This is a genomic window from Stenotrophomonas sp. 71799_Sma, assembly GCF_056482505.1.
The window spans coordinates 495,183-513,521 of sequence record NZ_CM151202.1 but is presented as its reverse complement, the minus strand read 5'-3'; the positions used below and the strand labels follow the sequence as shown (position 1 = coordinate 513,521).

At 67.3% G+C, this 18,339-nt stretch carries 17 protein-coding genes; 2 read left to right on the top strand and 15 right to left on the bottom strand.

Annotated features, from left to right (window positions below):
- Positions 1-27: 27 nt before the first annotated feature.
- The 13 genes from ACZK4Z_RS02330 to ACZK4Z_RS02270 all read right to left on the bottom strand — a co-directional run bounded on the left by ACZK4Z_RS02330 (position 28) and on the right by ACZK4Z_RS02270 (position 12,592).
- Complete coding sequence (locus ACZK4Z_RS02330; protein WP_032128762.1) at positions 28-372, bottom strand: hypothetical protein; 345 nt, start codon at positions 370-372, stop codon at positions 28-30.
- A gap of 18 nt (positions 373-390) precedes the next feature.
- On the bottom strand, positions 391-1,161 hold the full coding sequence (locus ACZK4Z_RS02325) for a LytR/AlgR family response regulator transcription factor (protein ID WP_032128763.1): 771 nt from the start codon (positions 1,159-1,161) through the stop codon (positions 391-393).
- Positions 1,151-2,410 carry a sensor histidine kinase gene (locus ACZK4Z_RS02320; RefSeq protein WP_478451162.1) on the bottom strand — a complete coding sequence of 420 codons (1,260 nt, stop codon included), beginning with the start codon at positions 2,408-2,410 and terminating at the stop codon, positions 1,151-1,153. The genes ACZK4Z_RS02325 and ACZK4Z_RS02320 overlap by 11 nt, the downstream gene beginning before the upstream one ends.
- Before the next feature lie 212 nt (positions 2,411-2,622).
- Positions 2,623-4,272 carry a M28 family metallopeptidase gene (locus tag ACZK4Z_RS02315; protein WP_478451160.1) on the bottom strand — a complete coding sequence of 550 codons (1,650 nt, stop codon included), beginning with the start codon at positions 4,270-4,272 and terminating at the stop codon, positions 2,623-2,625.
- Between the two features lie 446 nt (positions 4,273-4,718).
- A complete protein-coding gene (locus ACZK4Z_RS02310; protein WP_125892414.1) occupies positions 4,719-6,365 on the bottom strand; it encodes a CsgG/HfaB family protein in 1,647 nt (548 codons plus the stop codon).
- 16 nt (positions 6,366-6,381) lie between these two features.
- A complete protein-coding gene (locus tag ACZK4Z_RS02305; RefSeq protein ID WP_154262149.1) occupies positions 6,382-7,059 on the bottom strand; it encodes a hypothetical protein in 678 nt (225 codons plus the stop codon).
- Positions 7,060-7,159: 100 nt separating this feature from the next.
- Positions 7,160-8,260: a hypothetical protein gene (locus ACZK4Z_RS02300; RefSeq protein WP_478451158.1), complete on the bottom strand. Its 1,101-nt coding sequence runs from the start codon at positions 8,258-8,260 to the stop codon at positions 7,160-7,162.
- Positions 8,251-9,447 carry a hypothetical protein gene (locus ACZK4Z_RS02295; protein ID WP_100433964.1) on the bottom strand — a complete coding sequence of 399 codons (1,197 nt, stop codon included), beginning with the start codon at positions 9,445-9,447 and terminating at the stop codon, positions 8,251-8,253. The genes ACZK4Z_RS02300 and ACZK4Z_RS02295 overlap by 10 nt, the downstream gene beginning before the upstream one ends.
- Before the next feature lie 107 nt (positions 9,448-9,554).
- Positions 9,555-10,817: an RNA polymerase sigma factor gene (locus ACZK4Z_RS02290; protein ID WP_012509914.1), complete on the bottom strand. Its 1,263-nt coding sequence runs from the start codon at positions 10,815-10,817 to the stop codon at positions 9,555-9,557.
- Between the two features lie 45 nt (positions 10,818-10,862).
- Positions 10,863-11,219, bottom strand: coding sequence for a DUF1428 domain-containing protein (locus ACZK4Z_RS02285; protein WP_293796168.1), 357 nt, complete (start codon positions 11,217-11,219; stop codon positions 10,863-10,865).
- Between the two features lie 23 nt (positions 11,220-11,242).
- On the bottom strand, positions 11,243-11,653 hold the full coding sequence (locus ACZK4Z_RS02280; RefSeq protein WP_032128772.1) for a VOC family protein: 411 nt from the start codon (positions 11,651-11,653) through the stop codon (positions 11,243-11,245).
- 34 nt (positions 11,654-11,687) lie between these two features.
- Positions 11,688-12,110 (bottom strand): VOC family protein, encoded by a 423-nt coding sequence (locus ACZK4Z_RS02275; protein ID WP_012509913.1) that lies wholly within the window; start codon positions 12,108-12,110, stop codon positions 11,688-11,690.
- A gap of 68 nt (positions 12,111-12,178) precedes the next feature.
- Positions 12,179-12,592: a YciI family protein gene (locus tag ACZK4Z_RS02270; RefSeq protein ID WP_293796172.1), complete on the bottom strand. Its 414-nt coding sequence runs from the start codon at positions 12,590-12,592 to the stop codon at positions 12,179-12,181.
- A gap of 722 nt (positions 12,593-13,314) precedes the next feature.
- Here ACZK4Z_RS02270 and ACZK4Z_RS02265 point away from each other — a divergent pair.
- Positions 13,315-13,722: a YciI family protein gene (locus tag ACZK4Z_RS02265; RefSeq protein WP_032968393.1), complete on the top strand. Its 408-nt coding sequence runs from the start codon at positions 13,315-13,317 to the stop codon at positions 13,720-13,722.
- Here ACZK4Z_RS02265 and ACZK4Z_RS02260 read toward each other — a convergent pair.
- The gene (locus ACZK4Z_RS02260; protein WP_478451156.1) at positions 13,700-15,781 is read right to left on the bottom strand and encodes a gluconolaconase; all 2,082 of its coding nucleotides are present in this window, start codon (positions 15,779-15,781) and stop codon (positions 13,700-13,702) included. The two genes, ACZK4Z_RS02265 and ACZK4Z_RS02260, sit on opposite strands and share 23 nt — an antisense overlap.
- A 165-nt stretch (positions 15,782-15,946) precedes the next feature.
- On the opposite strand from ACZK4Z_RS02260, the gene ACZK4Z_RS02255 reads away from it, so the two are divergent.
- Positions 15,947-17,467, top strand: a complete 1,521-nt coding sequence (locus tag ACZK4Z_RS02255; protein ID WP_121504780.1) for a tetratricopeptide repeat protein — start codon at positions 15,947-15,949, stop codon at positions 17,465-17,467.
- A gap of 42 nt (positions 17,468-17,509) precedes the next feature.
- Here the strand turns inward: ACZK4Z_RS02255 and ACZK4Z_RS02250 are convergent, their stop codons facing one another.
- Positions 17,510-18,286, bottom strand: a complete 777-nt coding sequence (locus ACZK4Z_RS02250) for a lytic transglycosylase domain-containing protein (RefSeq protein ID WP_125892404.1) — start codon at positions 18,284-18,286, stop codon at positions 17,510-17,512.
- Positions 18,287-18,339 lie beyond the last annotated feature (53 nt).

The following is an 18,339-nucleotide window of genomic DNA, read 5'->3' as shown; positions in this document are numbered from 1 at the left end:
GCGGGGGGACCCACAATGCCACCGTGATCACTCACGGTGGCATTGTTCTATCGGGTCCTGGCTGACGCATTGGTGGAAGCCCCTGGGCAGGTCACGCATCGCCTCGGTCTTTCCCACCGCCACCGCGAACCGACGCAACGGCGGCGTGGCACACGCGGCCCCGCTGCTGCATGCAGGGTCCAGCACCACGTAGTGGCAGTGGCCACTGCTGCTGGCGATGCACTGGAACCGCGCCTCGCCATCGACCACGGTGCGTTTGCTGTACAGCGTGTCCACGCCGTTGGCATTGGTACGGGTGATCGAGGTTTCGCTGGACTTCTCGCAGCCCGCCAACGACAGCGCAGCAACGCAGGCAAACAGGAACAGGCGCATGGTGCCTCCAGGGTGCGGCTACATGCCGCGGAACAGGCTCATGAACGGTTGGCTGACCACCAGCGTCTCCGTACGCCCACGCAGGCGCAGCACCCCGCGCCCGGTATCGTCGCGGCTGACCGCTGCCACCGCCTTCATGTTGACGATGGTCGAGCGATGGATCTGGCGGAAGTGCTGCGGATCGAGCACTTCCAGCAGCTCGCGCAACGGTGTGCGCAGCAGGCTCTCACCGGCCGCGGTCATCACGGTGGTGTACTTGTTGTCAGCACGGAAATAGGCCACGTCTTCCAGCATGATCAGCTGCGTCTCGCGGCCGTTGCTGGCGGTGATCCAGGCCAAGGGCGGGCGCTCTGCCGCCCTCTGCGACGGCCCCAGGCGCTGAAGCAGGCGTTCGAGTACGGCATCGTCCTGGCGCGTTGATGGCAGCCGCGACAGGATGCGTTCGCGCGTGGCCAGCAGGCGCTCATCGCTGACCGGCTTCAGCAGGTAGTCCATCGCACCCTGCTCGAACGCATCGATGGCGTACTGGTCATAGGCGGTGACGAACACCACCTGGGTACGCGGGCTCAGTTCGGACAGCGAACGTGCCACCTCGATGCCGCTGATGCCAGGCATGCGGATGTCGAGGAAGGCGATATCCGGCTGCTTCTCGGCCAGCTGCTCCAGCGCACTGGCGCCGTCCTCGCACTCGGCCACCAGCTTCAGGTCCGGCCACAGCCGGCCCAGCTGCTCCACCAGTGACTGCCGCAGCAGTTCTTCGTCTTCGGCGATCAGCGCCTCAAGCGGCATGGCTGCGTTCCTTGGCCGACTGCGGCAGGGTCATGGTCGCGGCCACGCCGCTGGGGAAGTTGGCAACGATCGCCACACCGGCCTGCTCGCCGCAGGTCAGGCGCAGGCGCTCGCGCAGGTTCTTCAGGCCGATGCCGGTGCCACTGGTGCCCTGGCCGAAGCCGAGGCCGTCGTCGGCCACCGTCACCGTTACATGGTCATCGAAGCCACGCGCCAAGATCCAGATCGTGCCACCGCCGGGCTTCGGTTCCAGGCCATGCTTGATCGCGTTCTCCACCAGCGTCTGCAGCGCCATCGCCGGCAGCTGCACGCCGTGCAGTTCGTTCGGCACCTGCACCTCCACCCCCAGCCGTGCGCCCATGCGGATACGCAGGATCTCCAGGTAGGCACGGGTACGCTCCAGCTCCACGCCCAGCGTGGACAGCGATTCGTCCACCTGTGGCAACGAGCTGCGCAGGTACTGGATCAGGTGGCCCAGCATCTGGTCGGCACGTGCCGGGTCGGTGCGGGTCAGCACCTGCGCGTTGGCCAGCGTGTTGTAGAGGAAGTGCGGTTCCACCTGCGCGTGCAGCAGGTTCAACCGGGCCACCGACAGCTCCTTTTCCACCTGGGTCTGCTCAGCCGCGGCCTGCTCGTCGCGACGCTGGTCGGCAACACGGCGGCTGATCGCGCGGGTGACCGCTTCGGCGTTCTCGAAGTTGCTGCCCTCATCCAGTGCCAGCAGGTCGGCCCACCAGCCGGCATCCGGCTCAAACAACAGGGTGACGGTACTGGTGCCCTGCCCCGGCGTGACCGTCGCCAGCACGCTGTTGCGCTTGATCGCCAGCCGTGCCGGCAGGTTCCAGCGCGATGGCTGGCGGCCGTTCCAGGCATCCACGCGGCGCACGTAGGCCCGCACCTGCAGGCTGCCGGCCGAACTTTCCACGTCTTCAACGCGCGGCAGTTCAGCGATGGCCGCTTCCACCACCGAGAATGCCTGGCCGGCATCCATCGGCAGTTCCACCTGGCGGCGCTGGCGGCCGGAGAGCGTGGTCGAATCCAGCCGGCCGGCGACCAGCCAGACGCGGCGTACATGGGTAATCGCGCTGCCCAGCGCGGAAATCATCAGGAACATCGCCAGCAGGCCGAAGATCCAGCCGGGGCCATCGTTCATGCCGCTGAAGATGCCGCTCCAGACCATGCCGGCGACGAACAGCGCCGCAGCCCAGGCCAGCAGGTGACGAAGCAGGAGAGAGAGGCTGGCGAACACGGCGGCGCCTTGGAGGAAGGGGGTGAGCCGAGCATAGGGCGGCCCGCCGGGCAAACAAGCGGGTTGCGACGAAGGGCCGGAAAGCGGGGATGGAAGCCATTCTGGTAGAGCCGGCCGCTGGCCGGCCCACCATTATCTCCGCATGCATCACAGGGTTGCCGGCCAGCGGCCGGCACTACCCGGGAGGCGCCGGGCAAGCCCGGCGCGTTGCCTTATTTGCGCTGGTCGGCGCTGGCGTCACGCACGGCGCGGAACGATTCGTCCTTGCTCCAGTTCGGCCAGCTGCGCGAGTTGGCCAGCTGGTTGCCCAGCGTGTACAGCACTTCCAGGTCGCGGGCGGCACCGGCGAACACCCAGTCCGGCTGCCACTCGTCGCCCTGCTGGTGGTAGCGCTTGGCGGTGTAGTCCTCAGAGGCCTTCTTGCCTGCGGCCACGCCACCGTCCACCCAGTCCTGGCCGGCCGACCAGGACAGCGCCGGCACGCCACGCTTGGCGAACGGGAAGTGATCGGAGCGGAAGAACAGGCCCGCTTCCGGCTTCGGGTCCGGCGTGTAGCGGATATCCCAGCCCTTGGCCACGTCCTTCAGCTGGTCCAGCAGCTCGAAGCGCGCGGCACCGTAGATGCCGAAATCACGCGACGGCCCGAACGGCGCCATGCCATCCATGTTGATCACCGCCACGGTCTTTTCCAGTGGATACAGCGGATGGGTGGCGTAGTACTCCGAACCCAGCAGGCCCTTTTCCTCGGCGGTGACCGCCAGGAACAGCAGCGAACGCTGCGGGCGCTTGGCCTTGGCGAAGCCACGGGCCAGTTCGATCAGCGATGCGGTGCCACTGGCGTTGTCCAGAGCGCCATTGAAGATCCGGTCGCCACGTGCGTCGGGCTCGCCCACGCCGATGTGGTCCCAGTGCGCGCTGTAGACGATGGTCTCGTCCGGGTGGCTGCTGCCTTCCAGGCGCGCGGCCACGTTGTGCGAGGTGATCACTTCGGTCTTCACCGCGTACTTCGCGTCCAGGCTGGCGCCGGTCAGCGGCACCGGGGTGAAGTCACGCTGCTGCGCCTTCTTCTTCAGCGCCTCGAAGTCCTGCCCGGCCGAGCGGAACAGCTCCACGGCCAGGTCGCGCTGGATCCAGCCTTCCAGCAGCGGGTGGCTGTCGGCCGGGTTGTCGCGCACCACATCGAACATGGTGTTGGTGTTGGAACCGGCCACGGTGGCCCAGCCGTACGACGCCGGTGCGGTCTCGTGCACGATCAGCACGCCCAGCGCGCCCTGGCGGGCGCCTTCTTCGTACTTGTAGGTCCAACGGCCGTAGTAGGTCATGCCCTTGCCCTCGAAATCACCCTGGCCGGTCTCGAAGTCCGGGTCATTGATCAGCACGACGGCGATCTTGCCCTTCAGGTCCACGCCCTTGAAGTCATCCCAGTTGCGCTCCGGGGCCTTCACGCCGTAGCCGAGGAACACCAGCGGGGCCTTGCTGATGTCGACGTTGCTGGCGCCGTTCATGGCCGCGCGCACGGCGATCTGCTTGCCCTGTTCCAGCGCAACGGTCTTGCCGCCCTGGTGCAGCGCCAGCTGCGGTGCGCCGACGATGTCGCCCTTGCGCAGCGGCACCGCCTGGGTCCACAGGCGCTTGCCGTCCTTGAGGTCACCGCCCGGCTGCAGGCCGGCGTCGGCGAACTGCTTGCTGAGGAAGGCGATGGTCTTCTCTTCGCCGGCGGTGGCCGGGGAGCGGCCTTCGTAGGCGTCGGAGGCCAGTTCCTTGACGTCGGCGGAGATCCGCGCGCCATCGAATTTCGGGGTGGCCGCCATCAGTGCGCTCGACACTGACAGGGCCAGCACGCCCAGTACTACTCGTTTCATTGCTCTCTCCAGCAGGGAAATCCTTCTGGAGTGTAAGGGGTTCGGCAGGGCTGCGCCCTGCACCTGCCGAAGCCAGGGCAACAGCAACAGCTGAAGCAACAGCGGCATTCCGTGGGATGGCGGGGTGGGACCGGTTGCGGGGGACGCCGTGAATCCGTCCCTGGAGGCTTGGGCGCGCCATCCATGGCGCTTACACCCCCGCAACCGGACCCACCCCGCCTTCGACAGGTTCCCGCTGCTGTTGGTGGGTGTCGACCTTGGTCGGCACGCCGCTGTTGGTAGGTGTCGACCTTGGTCGACACGCCGCTGTGGTAGGTGTCGACCTTGGTCGACACGCCGCTGTGGTAGGTGTCGACCTTGGTCGACACGGACGGAAACAAGAAGGGGTCAGTTCCCTTTCCCGGTGGGAGAGGGCTCTGACCCCATCTGTGTGCTGCCTTGGCGTGTTACCAGTTCGGGTCTTCGGCCGGGGCGGCAGCGGGCTTGGGCTTCGGCTTGGCCGCCGGGCGCGCGGCGGCGGCCGGTGCAGCCGAGGCCGTTGCGCCAGCAGCGGCGGCAGCCGGCTTGCTGCCCAGCTTCTGGCGCAGTTCAATCTGGCCCGGACGGAAGCCGCCGCGCATGGCGTCGACACCGTCTTCGATGGTGCCGTACGAGGTCTGTGCGGCCACGCGGTCGATGCGGATGGTGCAGCACGGGTGTTCGCTGCGGCCCAGCGAGCGACCGGTCTGCGGGTCCTTCAGTTCTTCGCCCAGGCGCACGGCCTGCCAGCGCTGGCCGGCCTGCACGGTGTCACCGCCCTGGCTCAGCACCACCTGGTCACCGTCCACCGACACCACTGACACCGGGAACAGGGTGGTGACGATTGTGGTACCGATCTGGCCGGACAGCGATTCCATCATCGCCGCGGCCATGTTGCGGCCATTGACCACGCGCGGCAGGGTGCTCGGGCCAGTCGAGGCCAGCTGGTGGTCGAAGCTGTCGGACATCACCACCTGGCCGGTGGTGGCGTTGATCAGGCGCAGGGTGATGCGGCCGCCACCGGAGTACGAGGTCACCTGGCGGTCGGACATGCGCAGGTTGCGCACGCTGCGCGGGTACTCGAAGCGTTCGATGGTCGGGATCAGGATCAGGTCGGTAGCCAGCTGCTGGCCCACGCGTGCGGTGTCCTGCAGGCGCACGTTGCCGCTGTTGATGTGGTCGATCTCGGCCTGCAGTTCGTCGCCGAATTCGCGGTCCAGCACGATGAAGCGCTGGGTCTGGGTCAGCGTGTCGGACAGCCGTGCGCGGATCGCATCGGCCACTTCGTCCGCGTCCACGCGGCCGTCGCCCACGGCATAGCTACCGGCCTTGGTGCGCGGCAGTGCAACCACGATCTTCGGCTTGCCCTGCTCGTCCGGCGCGCGGTACTGGGCAATCTGTGCGCGCACGCGCACCTTCCAGTAGCTGCGCATGCGGCGATGGGTCACGTCGGAATCGAACGAACTGGCGCCACGCTTGGCATCGACGCTGACCTTCTCGTCGTAGCTTTCCCTGACGCTGGCCGAGGCCGAACCGCTCTTGGCCGAGGCTTCGCCGGAGGCACTGGCCGACGCCGAGCCCTTGAAGCTCCAGCCTTCGTCGCTGGCGCGCACGCGGGCGATGGTTTCCTCGTCCAGCTGCCGCACTTCATCCTGCGACAAGATTTCATAGCCCAGCACCGCGCCCTGCGAGCCGGCGATCATCTGCTGGGTGAACGCGTCGGCGCGGATATCGCCGACGTGTTCGTCATCCACATCCACATGCAGGCCTGCACGCAGGCTCTGCATCTGGCTGGCCACGCGTACGCCGTTGACCTGCGCCACCGCCGACTGCAATGCCGCCAGCACCGCCAGTTCCGGGGTGCTGCCGATGCCGTCGGCTTCGCGCGCGACCTGGGTGGTGCCGCCGAAATCCGGCGTGCCACGCAGGGGCGCTGCTTCCACTGGCGCATTGCTGGCCAGTGCACTGGTTGCCTTGTCCTTGGCGGGCGCGGCGGCCGGGGTGTCCTGCTTGCCACAGGCTGCAAGCAGCGTGGCAGCCAGGCCCAGGCCGATCAAACGGTAGGTCATACGCATGGAGATTCGCCTCGGATCAGAGCGTGTCGAGCATCGAATCAGCGTTGGACGGCACCTTCACCTTGCTCTTCCTGGCGAAGGTCACGGCCGACTTGGTCGAACCGTACAGGCCCTGGATGAAGCCCGGCGATTCCTTGGCCACCCATGCACCTGCTGCCAGCTTGCGGCCGACGGTGGCCAGCTGGGTCGCGCCCAGGTTCTTCATGCCGGCGGTGAAGTTGCTGGCTTCGCCGCCCAGCTTCTGTGCTTCGGCCGCCGAGGACAGCAGCGAGACCAGGCCTTCGGCGTAGTGCTGCTTGGATTCAGCGTTCAGTTCCGGCTGTGCGGCCTGGCGCTCGTTGATCGCCGCCTGCGCAGCTTCACTGACCGACACCGACTTCTTCATCGCATCGACGCTGACCGAACCCGACGACAGCGCCTGGCGCTCGGCTTCCAGCAGCTGCACCTGCTCGGCCAGGCCGAAGGCGCGGGCAAACGAGGTCTGGGCCTGCAGCGAGTGCGACTGCGAGCTGACGAAACGACGCACCAGCGCTTCCTGCGCGGCTTCGTCCGGAGCGGCGGCGCTGGAGGCGCTGCTGCTGGAGGTGCCGGTAGCGGCGCCAGCCAGGTCCTTCAGCTTGCCCAGGCCAGCGTGGGCCGGCATCGACAGGGTGGCGGCAGCGATGGCCACGACAAGAGCGGTATTGCGGATCATGTGAGTGTCCTTTTGGGAGAGACGGCCGCGAAGCGGCACGTGGGAAATCGGTAACCCCAGGGCGATGCCGAGCGAGCTCGGCACCCACCGGGGTGGCGGATCAACGAACTGCCTTGACGTTCAGTTCGTTGATCATCTGCTGGGCAGCCTTTTCAGCCGCCAGCTGCAGCGCGTTGGTACGGGCGACGGTTTCGTTCGGGCCGGTACCGGAGAACTGCACCGGGCCCACCGACGACACGGTGCGCGGGAAGCGACCGGTCACGTCCAGCACCTTGCCGGTGACCGTGACGAACACGCGGGTGTTGCCGCTGGCCGGGTCACGGTCGCGCATGCCGACGTCGAGGGTGCCGACGGCGATGTACGGGATGTTGGCCGCACGGATGCCGTTGGCGGTATCACGCCGGGTGGCCGGGGCCAGGTCGTTGCCGGTGCTGAAGTCCTTGCGGATACGCTCGATGCTGAGCAGGCCGCGCGATTCGCCTTCCACGTATTCGGCTTCAACCACTTCGTAGCCGGCGGCGCTGAAGGCGCCGGTCATCGCGGTGTTCACTTCGGCGGCGTTGGCCACCTTCCAGCTGATGTTGTCGCTGCGCTGGGTGGTGCTGCCACCGCTGGTGACCGACATCGAACCGTTCTGGTTGATGCTGCCGTTGGTGCTGACCGAGTTGCCGCGGAAGCTGTCGCCTTCACGGGTATTCTCGCTGTAGCTGCTGCTGGCGTCGACGCGGCGGTATTCCTTGTCCTGGAACGACTGCACGGTGTCCTGCGAGCGCGCCATGAACAGGAAGGTCAGCAGCGAACGCTGGGCGGCGGTGGCACCGGCCACGGCCGAGCCGGCATCCAGCTTGGTCTGCAGCAGCGTGGTGTTGATCTCGGCGCGGACGGTGACGGTGTAGGTCTTGGCCTTCTTGTCTTCGGTGTCCGACAGCTGCACGGCGCTGAGCACGTAGCGGTCGATCTCGCCGATGAACTCGGCGCGACGTGCTTCGAACAGGCGCAGCTTGGCCGCACCGGTTTCGGCGATGTACGCCTCCAGTGCATTGACCTTGGCCTTGTTCAGGGCCTGGGCGCGGGTGTCGGCACTCAGGCGCAGGCCGTAGCTGGCCGAACCGGTACCGCGCGAACTGGCGGTCTGTGCAGCGACCGGGGAGGCCACCACCAGGGCGATGAGGATGAGCAGGATGGTACGCATCAACGACATGACTTGATCAACTCCTGGAGGGCTTGGGTCTGCTGCTGCAACGGGCGGCCGCCCGGCTTCTGTTCGTCCAGCCAGCCGCGCGAATCGGCGCGCTTGGCGGCGGCGCCGGCGAAGGCGTCGAAGCCGGCCAGCAGGGTTTCGTAGCTGGCCGACCACTGGTCGACCTGCCACTGCGTGACCGGCACCACCTTGGTGGCACCCTTGCGCAGCGGCTGTTCGAAATAGACCTTGCCGGAGAACGGCTCGGTCACCTTGGCGGTGAAGAACGCGCCGAACAGCATCGTCTTCATCGCCGGCGTTTCTTCGATCACGCCGTTCTTCAGCGCATCCACCTGCAGGTTGATGACGTAGTCCGGCTCGGGAATCTTCAGCTGGTAGACCTTGCCGTCGGCAAAGCGCGCCGCCATCGCACCACCGATCGCCTGGCCCGAGGCCGGCGGCAGCAGGCCGACGCCGGTATTGGACGACAGCGTCTTGGACAGCTCATGGGCCAGCGTGGCGCGCAGCGGGGCTTCCCACTTCGGGTCGGGCAGCTTGGCGCGGACCGCGTCGGACAGAGTTACGCCACCGACCTGCAGGCGACGCACGGCGGCATCGGGCAGCCTGGCCTGGGCGAGGCTGGCAGCCAGCACCTGCGACAGGCTGGTATCGGCGCTGCCATACAGGAGATCGGCGACGATCGCGTCGATATCGTCGTTGTCCGGCCGGTAATCCTGCACGTCGATGCGCTGCAGGGTAAGCGGATAGGACGCGATCACCTGGCGCTCGCGGAAATCGAAGAACAGCGCCTGCAGCGCCACTTCCACCAGCACCTTGTACTGGTCACCGATCGGCTCGACCGAGACCAGTTCGCGGTCCAGTGCCGCGGCCAGCACTGTCGCACTGGTGGTGCCGTCGAGCATCGCCACCGGCTGGTCGATCAGCTGCAGGTGGGCCGGGGCGCGGCGCTTGAGCGACTGTGCCAGGGCCTGGTTCAACGGGATCAGGCCGCGCTGTTCCAGCACCGCATGCGCATGCGGTGTGGTCGCCTGCACGGCAGCGGCATCAGCGGTATAGGCAAAACCGGCCCAATAGGCCTGCTGTGATTTGTCTGCCGCCTGTACAGCCATCGGCCATACGGCCAGGCACAGGGCACAGGCAAGCAGGCGCGCAAAAGCGCGCGATGCGCTCTTCGTCCTTGAATACATCCAACCGCTCCTCGGTCAATACGCATGGAAAGTGGACGCTGACGCGTCCGCTGGGCGCGAAACATAACGGCTCGCGGGCCCGCCGACAAGTGCTGCCTTCGTCGAGGTCACTCCGTGGGAGGCAGGCCGGCCCGTTGCCGCAGCAGGCCCCGCTCTGCCTGGTTCTGGCTGAGTCTGGCGGCTTCCGCAAAAGCGTGACGTGCGTCCAGGTCGCGCCCCAGCGCCTGTAGTAACTCCCCGCGCACCACCTGCAGCGGCGCGTACTCGCGCAGTCGCGCGTCCACCAGCAACGGCTGCAGCTGCGCCCACGCCGCGAAGGCACCGTCACTGCGCAGCACCGCCACGACCCGGTTCAATGCAACAACCGGCGAGGGCTGCACCTGCAGCAGCTGCGTATAGAGCGCTGCGATGCGCGGCCAGTCGGTATCCTCGGGGCGGCGCGCCGCTGCATGGCACGCTGCGATACGCGCCTGCAGTACATAGGGATCATCAGCGCCACCGGCGGCCAGCGCGCGCGCCAGCACCTGCTGCCCGCGTTCAATCTGCAGCCAGTCCCAGCGCGCGCGGTTCTGCTGGTCCAGCAGTACCGGCACGCCCTGCGCATCGGTCCGTGCCGCGGCACGCGAGGCCTGCAGCTCCATCAGCGCCAGCAGGCCCAGCACCGGCGGCACCGGCAGCCGGTGCGCCAGGATGCGCGCGAGCCGCAATGCCTCCTCGCACAGCGCCGGACGCATCCAGTCATCACCGGCACTGGCCGCATAGCCTTCGTTGAACACCAGGTAGATCGCTTCCAGCACCGAACCAAGCCGCTCGGGCATCGCGTCAGCACGCGGGACCTCGTAGGGCACCTGCTTCTGCGCCAAGGTGCGCTTGGCGCGCACGATGCGCTGGGCGATGGTCGGCTCGGGCTGCAGGAAGGCGCGCGCGATCTCGACAGTGGTCAGGCCACCCAGCAGGCGCAGGGTCAATGCCACCCGTGCATCGGCCGGCAGCACCGGATGGCAGGCCACGAACATCAGCCGCAGCAGGTCGTCACCCAGATCATCTTCCAGCGCTTGACTGTCATCGGGCGCCGGCAGCGGCGCCGGATGCAGTTCCTCGCCCCACTGCGCATGCTGCTGCGCCACCCGCTGGTGCTGGCGCAGCACATCAATGGCACGGTTGCGCGCAGTGGTCATCAGCCAGGCTCCGGGGTTGTCCGGGATGCCCTGCTCCGGCCAGCGCTCCAGCGCGGCCAGCCAGGTGTCCTGGGCCAGCTCCTCGGCGCGGCCGACATCGCCCCCGAGCAGCCGCGCCAGGCGCGCGATCAACACCGGCGACTCCATCCGCCAGAGGGTTTCCAGACGCTGCGTCAGTGCGGGCTCGAGCATGCGCCGATCACAGCACGCACGCCCGGCCCGCACAAGCGCCGCAGCTCACGCTTCAACTATCGGCTTGAAGCCGCCCCAGAACATGCGTTTGGTGTCGAACGGCATGTCCTTCGGGCCCAGCGACGCCAGCCGTGGGTCCGCCATCACTTTCGCGTTGATACGGTCGCGCGCCGCGCGCGAACGGAACACCACGAAGGCGACGATCACCGTTTCGCCCGGTTTTGCCTTGACCGCACGCGGAAACGACGTGCTCTTTCCCGGTTCCACATCGTCAGCCACGCATTCCATGTACTGCAGCGCGCCCTGGTCCTTCCACACCGCACCGGCCTTGCGGGCAAGGCCGCGGTAGGCCGCCACCTTGTCCTGGGGGCACGGCAGCACGTAAGCATCCACGTAAGCCATGAGGATTCTCCCTGCGGCGGCCGTCAGCCCGGCTCGCCGTCCATGTGTGCGATTTCCCAGAGATGGCCATCCAGATCCTGGAAGCCGCGCTGGTACATGAAGCCCAGGTCGCGCGCCGGCTGCGGTTCGCTGCCGCCGGCGGCCAGTGCCTTGTCCACCAACTCGTCAACTGCCTTGCGACTGGGTGCCGAGAGTGCGTTGATCACTTCCGTGTGGGTGTGCGCATCGGCAATCGGCTTGTTGGTGAACTGCTGGAAAAAAGGCTGGGTCAGCAGCATCACGTAGATGCTCTCGCTGATGACCATGCCTGCCGCGTCATCGTTGGTGTAAGTTGGATTGAAGCTGTAGCCCAGCGCGGTGAAGAAGGCCTTGGATTTCTCCAGGTCCTTCACCGGAAGATTGACGAAGATCATCTGCGGTTGCGGTGCATTCATCGGTGAAGCTCCTTGTGGATGAAAAGAAGAGGGATCAGGGCTGCTTCATGCAGTTGACCATCCACGGCTTGCCGTAGCGGTCGATCAACATGCCCCAGCGGTGCGCCCAGAACGTTTCGGCGATCGGCATCTGCACCTGGCCACCGTCGGCCAGCGCGGCGAACACGCGTTCGGCTTCTTCGATGCTGTCGACGTCGACATTGATGGTGGTCGAGCCACCCTCGCCACCGCCGGGACCGTCGGCCGCCATCACGATGGCGCTACCGATTTCCAGCTGGCTGTGCGCGACGTGGTCCAGGGTTTCCGGCGGCATCTCGTTGCAGCCTGGCGAACCATCGGAGGGCGGCATGTCGCGGTATTTCATTTCCGAAGTGACCTGACCACCGAGTGCCTTGGCATAGAACGCCATCGCCTCATGGGCCTGGCCGCTGAAGCCGAGGAAGGGAATCAATTTCATGGCAATGCTCCGTCGTGGATTTCAGGGTGGTAGCGCCGGGCCATGCCCGGCGGGGGAAATGAATCGGGTCAACCTTCCAACTGTGCACGCAGACGCTGTTCCTGCTGCTGTAATTCCGGGGTGAAGGCTTCACCGAAGTCTTCGGCGGAGATCAGCGGGCGCAGCTCCAGCGTGCCGCCTGTGTTGAACGGCGCGCGGCTGGCCCATTCAACGGCCTCGTCCAGCGAACGCACGTCCCACAGCCAGAAGCCGGCGATCTGTTCGCTGGCAGGACCGAACGGACCGGCCTCGACCTTGGGTGCCGCGCCGCCGAAGTGAATGCGTCGGCCGCGCTGGGTGGCGTGCAGGCCTTCACCGGCCAGCATGATGCCGGCGGCCACGAGCTGTTCGTTGAAGGCGCCCATTTCGGACAGTTCCTGTTCGCTGGGCATGCAGCCGGCTTCGGAGTCGGCGTTGGCCTTCACGATCACCATCACTTTCATTGCGGTCTCCCGTGGGGACGCGTGGTGCGTGCCCTTCACTGGGTACAACGAACCAGGGGGCTGGGAATCGACACGTCTTTTGAAAATTATTTCTTCCGTGGAAAGCGCGCCTTCGGCGGGAGTCGGCGAACGGCGGAGCCCCTCCGTGGTGGGTGGGTTGGTCGCTGAAAGCTGGTTTCCTGTGGGTGGGCCGGGCGGGTGGGATTGGCGGGGACGCCGTAAACCCGTCCATGGGGGCTTAGCCGCGGCATCCATGCCGCGGATACCCCGCCAACCCCACCCGCCCGGCCCCAGACAGATTCCGGTGGCCGAACCACCACGGGAAGATCAAGAAAAAAGGCAGAAGCAACAGCAACAGCAACAGCGGGTGGCTGGCGACCTCGGCTTTGCGAGCGGAGCGACCCGCTTTTGCTCTTGTTGTTGATCTCCCGTGGTGGGTCAGCCGCAGAGATCTGTCCAAGGCCGGGTGGGGAGGCAGGGCAGGGGCGTGAGCCGCATGAATGCGGCGACCGAGCTTACATGGACGTACTTGCAGCGCCCCCTGCCCTGCCTCCCCACCCGGCCAAATCCAAGAACCCGAGCTTTCAGCGACCAACCCACCCCACCACGGAGGGGCTCCGCCGTTCGCCGATCGCCCGCCGCAGGCGGCCTTTCGCGCTGCAGCATGCCGGCAGGCAAACCTGCGCCATCATGGACACCCCGCCCCCCGCCAGGATCGTGCCATGCAGCAGTACCTGCTTCTGATCTACATCGAGCCTGCCCTGCTGCAGGCCCTGCCCACCGAAGAATTCAACGCGCTGATGCGCGACTGCCTCGCCCACGCCGACAAACTGCAGGCGGAAGGCACGCTGCTGGCCGCGCAGAAGCTGCAGCCGGTCGACACCGCGCAGACCCTGCGCGTGCGCGATGGCCACAGCCGCGTACTGGATGGCCCGTTCGCCGAAACCCGCGAACTGCTGGCCGGCTTCAACCTGATCGTCGCCCGCGACCGCGACGAAGCCATGCGCATCGCCCGCGATTTCCCGTGGGCACGCTTCGGCAGCATCGAGGTGCGGCCGCTGGAAGACATGGACGCCGAGCGCGAACGCTGCGGCGCCCCGGCTGCGGCTATGGCAGCAACCGTACTCTGATCTCGCGCGGGCCCACGCCTTCGTTGCCGCTGTAGTCGCGCACGCTGGCGCGCACGGTGTACTCGCCCAGTGGCAATGCCGCCGGCTGCCAGCGCCCGGTTTCCATCAGGCCGTCACGCACGGTGTTGGTGGCCAGGTAGCGGAAACGGGTCACCGCGCTGCCATGCACAGTGATGCCGCTGTCCGGCGCGTAGGCCACGCGCACCGCTTCGTTCTGCGGCGGCATGCGGTTGAACACGATGTTCCAGCGCGGTTGCTCGTAGCCCTGCAGCGGCTGCCCGGCAGCATCAAGGATCTGGTAGCCCACCTGGTACATGCCCAGGCGGCGGCGCGGCAGGTTGTTGTCGACCTGGTCCCAGGCCTCGACCACGACCTGCACGCCGCGGCCCTGCCGCGCCAGCATCACCACGCCGTCGCTGCCGGCCGCCAGCGGTTGGTCGTTGTCGTCCAGCAGCGCCACATCGGTGATGCGCGGTGCGAAGTGGTCGGCGTAGTTGTGGAAGCCCAGCGCCACGGCGTTGGTTTCGAAGCCGCCGGTGCCCACCGCCAGGTGCACGTGCGCCTGGTTGTTGATGCTGCCCAGGCGATCGCCGACGTGGATGCGCGTGCCGCGACGCACCCGCATCCGCTCCAGCTTGCCCTGTTCGTCGTACAGCGCCTGCCAGCGCGCATCGAACGGCTGGTCGCGCGGTGTGCGGCCGACCCGCATGTGGATGTACTTGAGGCGGTCCACGGCCAGGCCCTCGGCCTGCCCACCCAGGCTCCACGCCGCTACCGGGCTGCTGATCTTGCCATCGGCGATCGCCAGCACGGTCTGGCCGACATCGCCGCGCACATCGAAACCGCCGTGCAGGTGGTGGCGGCTCTCGCCCTTGAAGTTGCCGCGCACCTCGCCCAGCGTGCCGACCACTTCATGCCAGCCATCCTGGGGTGCCAATGGCCAGCGCCCACCGGTGTCCGGCAATGCTGCATCGGCAGCGGGCCCGACCAGCGCCGGTGCCGGCAGGTCACCCACCGGCAGCGGGCGCAGGCGGTGCAGGCGATAGCTGGCGGAATCGGCGACCAGCACGCTGCCATCGGCATCCATCGCCAACCCACTGGGGCGGGCCAGGCGTGGCAGGCGGCCGTTGCCCACCAGCGCGATCTGGTGGCCCTGCGGTGTTACCTGCACGATGCGGCCATCAAGGTCACCCACGTACAGCACGCCGTCGTGCGTGGTGGCCAGCGACAGCGGCCCATTGATCACGCCGCCATCGCCCAGCAGCGTGCTGACCATGCCGTCGGCACCGACCCGACGCACCGCGTTGTTGAACAGGTCGGCCACCAGCAGCGCGCCGTGCGCATCGAAGGCCAGCGCCACTGGTGTATCGAAGCGTGCATCGCCCGCCAGGCCATCGGCCAGCCCCGGGCGCTCGCCGCCGGCCAGGGTACGCACGTTGCCGTCGGTACCGATCACCCGGATGCGGTCGTTGAAGGTATCGGCCACATAGACCTGGCCCTGCGCGTCCACCGCGATGCCCATCGGTGCATCGAAGCGCGCCTGCGCGGCAGGGCCATCGGCGTAGCCCTGTTCGCCACCGGCCAGCGTGTTCACCTGGCCATCGGTGCCGATACGGCGGATCGCGTGGTTGCCGGTGTCGGCCACATACAGGTTGCCCTGCGCGTCGGCGGCGATGCCCGAGGGCGTATTGAAACTGGCCTGCAGTGCCGGGCCATCGATACGCCCCTCGCCCTGCCCGGCCACCGTTTCAACGCGGCCATCGGGAAGTCGACGACGGATCCGGTTGTTGTCACCGGCATCGGTGAAATAGACGCTGCCATCGGCACTGCGCAGCAACGCGTACGGATCGGCGAAACGCGCCTGCGCGGACGCGCCATCGCGGTCACCCGGGTGGCCATCGCCGGCCAGCGGCTCGATCTGCGCGGTCCACGCCAGCGGCGTTGGAACCGGACCTGCCGGTTCAGCCGGCGTATGCAGCGGCGTCTCCCACCAGGTCGCGGCCAGTGCCACTACGGTCGCCAACGCTACGCCTGCCGCCATCCATTGCCACCGTGCCATCGTGCTGCGCTGCCTGCCTGCTGTCTGAAGAGGCACCGACAATAGACGCTGAACGCAGGATCCGCCAAGGCCAAACGTACTGCCGGATACCAGAGTTCCATGCGTCGCGCTTGTTCTCCCTGGCTACAGCGGGTTCAATGCTCTTCCCACGGATGGAGATCCTCCATGCCCCGCATCTTCCCCCTCGCCGCCCTGCTGGTGGCCGCACTGGCCAGCACGCCGGCCTCCGCCTCGATCTCGGTGGCACCACAGAAGCCGTCAGTCACCGCCGATGCGATGCACCAGGCCTATGCCACGCGATGGGATGAGGCGATCCAGCAGTCACGCAGTGGCAACACGCTGGGCGCACTCATCGCGATGGAACGGCTGATGGAAGATCCGATGCTGGATGACTTCGATGCTGAACATCGCGGCCGCGCCGCGCAGGTGGCCGGCTGGACCGCGATGGTGCAGAAGAAGCCGGACCAGGCTCGCCGCTATCTGCAGCGCGCGCAGGAGGCACTGCCGGACGATGCGCAGATCCTGCTGACCCTGGTCTCGGTGGAACTGTCCGAGAACCAACCGGCGCCTGCCACCAAGCACCTGGTGCAGGCGCTGAAGCATGCCGATGCGCCGTTGCCGGTGGACCACCACGCGATCAACTACCTGCAGTTCCGCCTGCGGGACCAGCCGCAGCAGCGCATGGAACTGCTGCAGGCACTGTTCGACAACGGCTGGAAGAGCGGCGGCCTGGAACCCACCGGACTGTGGCTGGCACTGGCCACGCTGCAGGCCGACAACGGCCGTGGCGAGGCCATCCCCGCGACCCTGGCCCGCATCTCCGCGCCCGCCGAAATCATCCGGCTGCGCAGTGACAAGCGCTTCGATCCCTATGTCGACCGCGCCAACCCGCGCTTTGATCCCGTGCAGGCTGCACAGAAGCACCTCGACGAACTGCGGGTTTCCGGCCTGCTCGACCGGGCGCTGGACGCGCGCATGGCCGAGTTCAGCAGCACGCTGCTGATGCTGGACCGCAACGAGGAAGTGCTGGCGCTGACCGATGGCATGGCCGCTGCGGCCGCCGAAGGCGAGGCGCCTTCGGCGGCGGAAGCCGAATGGGTGGCATGGCTACTCAACAGCCGGCTTACGGCGCTGCGCCGGCTGGGTCGCAACGAGGATGCGCTGGCGGCAGCCAAGCTGGCCGCACGCATCGGTGCACTGGGCCCCGATGGTGCCGAGCACCAGTTCAACGTCGGCTTCGTGTTCAGTTCGCTGGGCCGCATGCAGGATGCCGCCACGGCAGTGAATGACATGCCGGGCCTGGCCGGTTACGGCAAGGCGGCCCAGGCACTGCTGCAGTTCGTTGCCGCCCGTGAACGTGGCGATGCCAAGGCCGAACAGGCCGCGCGTGCAGCGATCCTGGCCCAGGGCGATGACGCGCGCCTGTTCCAGCGCGAGATGCTGCTGGACGAGGGCAATCTCGACGGCGCAGCTGCCGTGCTGATCGAACAGTTGCGCTCACCCGTTGAACGCGGTGAAACGCTGGCCAGCCTGCAGGACATGCGCACCTATCCGTCGCTGCCCGGCGACGTGAAGATCGATGCGGCGTGGCGTGCGCTGAAGCAGCGCGCCGACGTGCAGGCCGAGGTTGCCCGCCTGGGCCGCATCGAACGCTACGAACTGGTCAGCACCTCCACCTCGCGCTGAGCAAGCTCCCATGTAGAACCACGTGCGTGCAGCACCACCCGCCTAGCGCGCCGGCACCTCGGTACGGATGCCCATCGCCTCGCGGTAGCGTGCGTACAGGGCCATCACCTTGTCCACGTAGGCCAGGGTTTCGGCATAGGGCGGCACGCCCTTGTAGCGGGTGACCGCGCCGATGCCGGCGTTGTAAGCGGCCGCTGCCAGCGGCCGATCACCGTTGTAGCGACGCAGCAACGCGCGCATGTAGCGGGCGCCGCCATCGATCGACTGCTGCGGCGAGAACGGATCATTCACCCCGTACTCCTGCGCGGTGTCCGGCATCAACTGCATCACGCCCTGTGCGCCTTTGCTGGACACCGCCAGCGCATCGAAGTTGCTTTCGGCATGGGCGATCGCGCGCAGCCACGCATCATCCACGCCGGTGGCCTTGGCGGCGGCCTTGAACTGTTTGGCATGCTGCGCCAGCTGCGGCTTGCCCACCTTGCCCAGGCCTTCGTGGGCAGGCTCACCCGGCGGCGTGGCCATGGTGAACTTTAGGAACACCCGCGAGCCGGGCAGGTTGCGGGTGGAGTAGACCAGCGCGCCATCCTGCTCGCGCTCGTACAGCACGCCGCTGAACACGCCCATGTTGCCCCACAGATTCGGGGTCTGGATGGCGTTGTCGTCGATTTCCTTCGGGGTGCAGCGTGAACCGGGTTCCGGCGCGGTGGCCAGGCTGACGGTGTTGCCCTGCACGCAGCGGTAGACGGTGCGCGCGGCGGCCAGCCCGGGCCACAGGCTGGGCAGCAGCAACAGCGCAAGCAGGAGAGGGCGACGGAACATGGCGGCCGGATCATCCGGCCGCGCCCGCTAATGCTGGGTGAATGGGGGCCAGC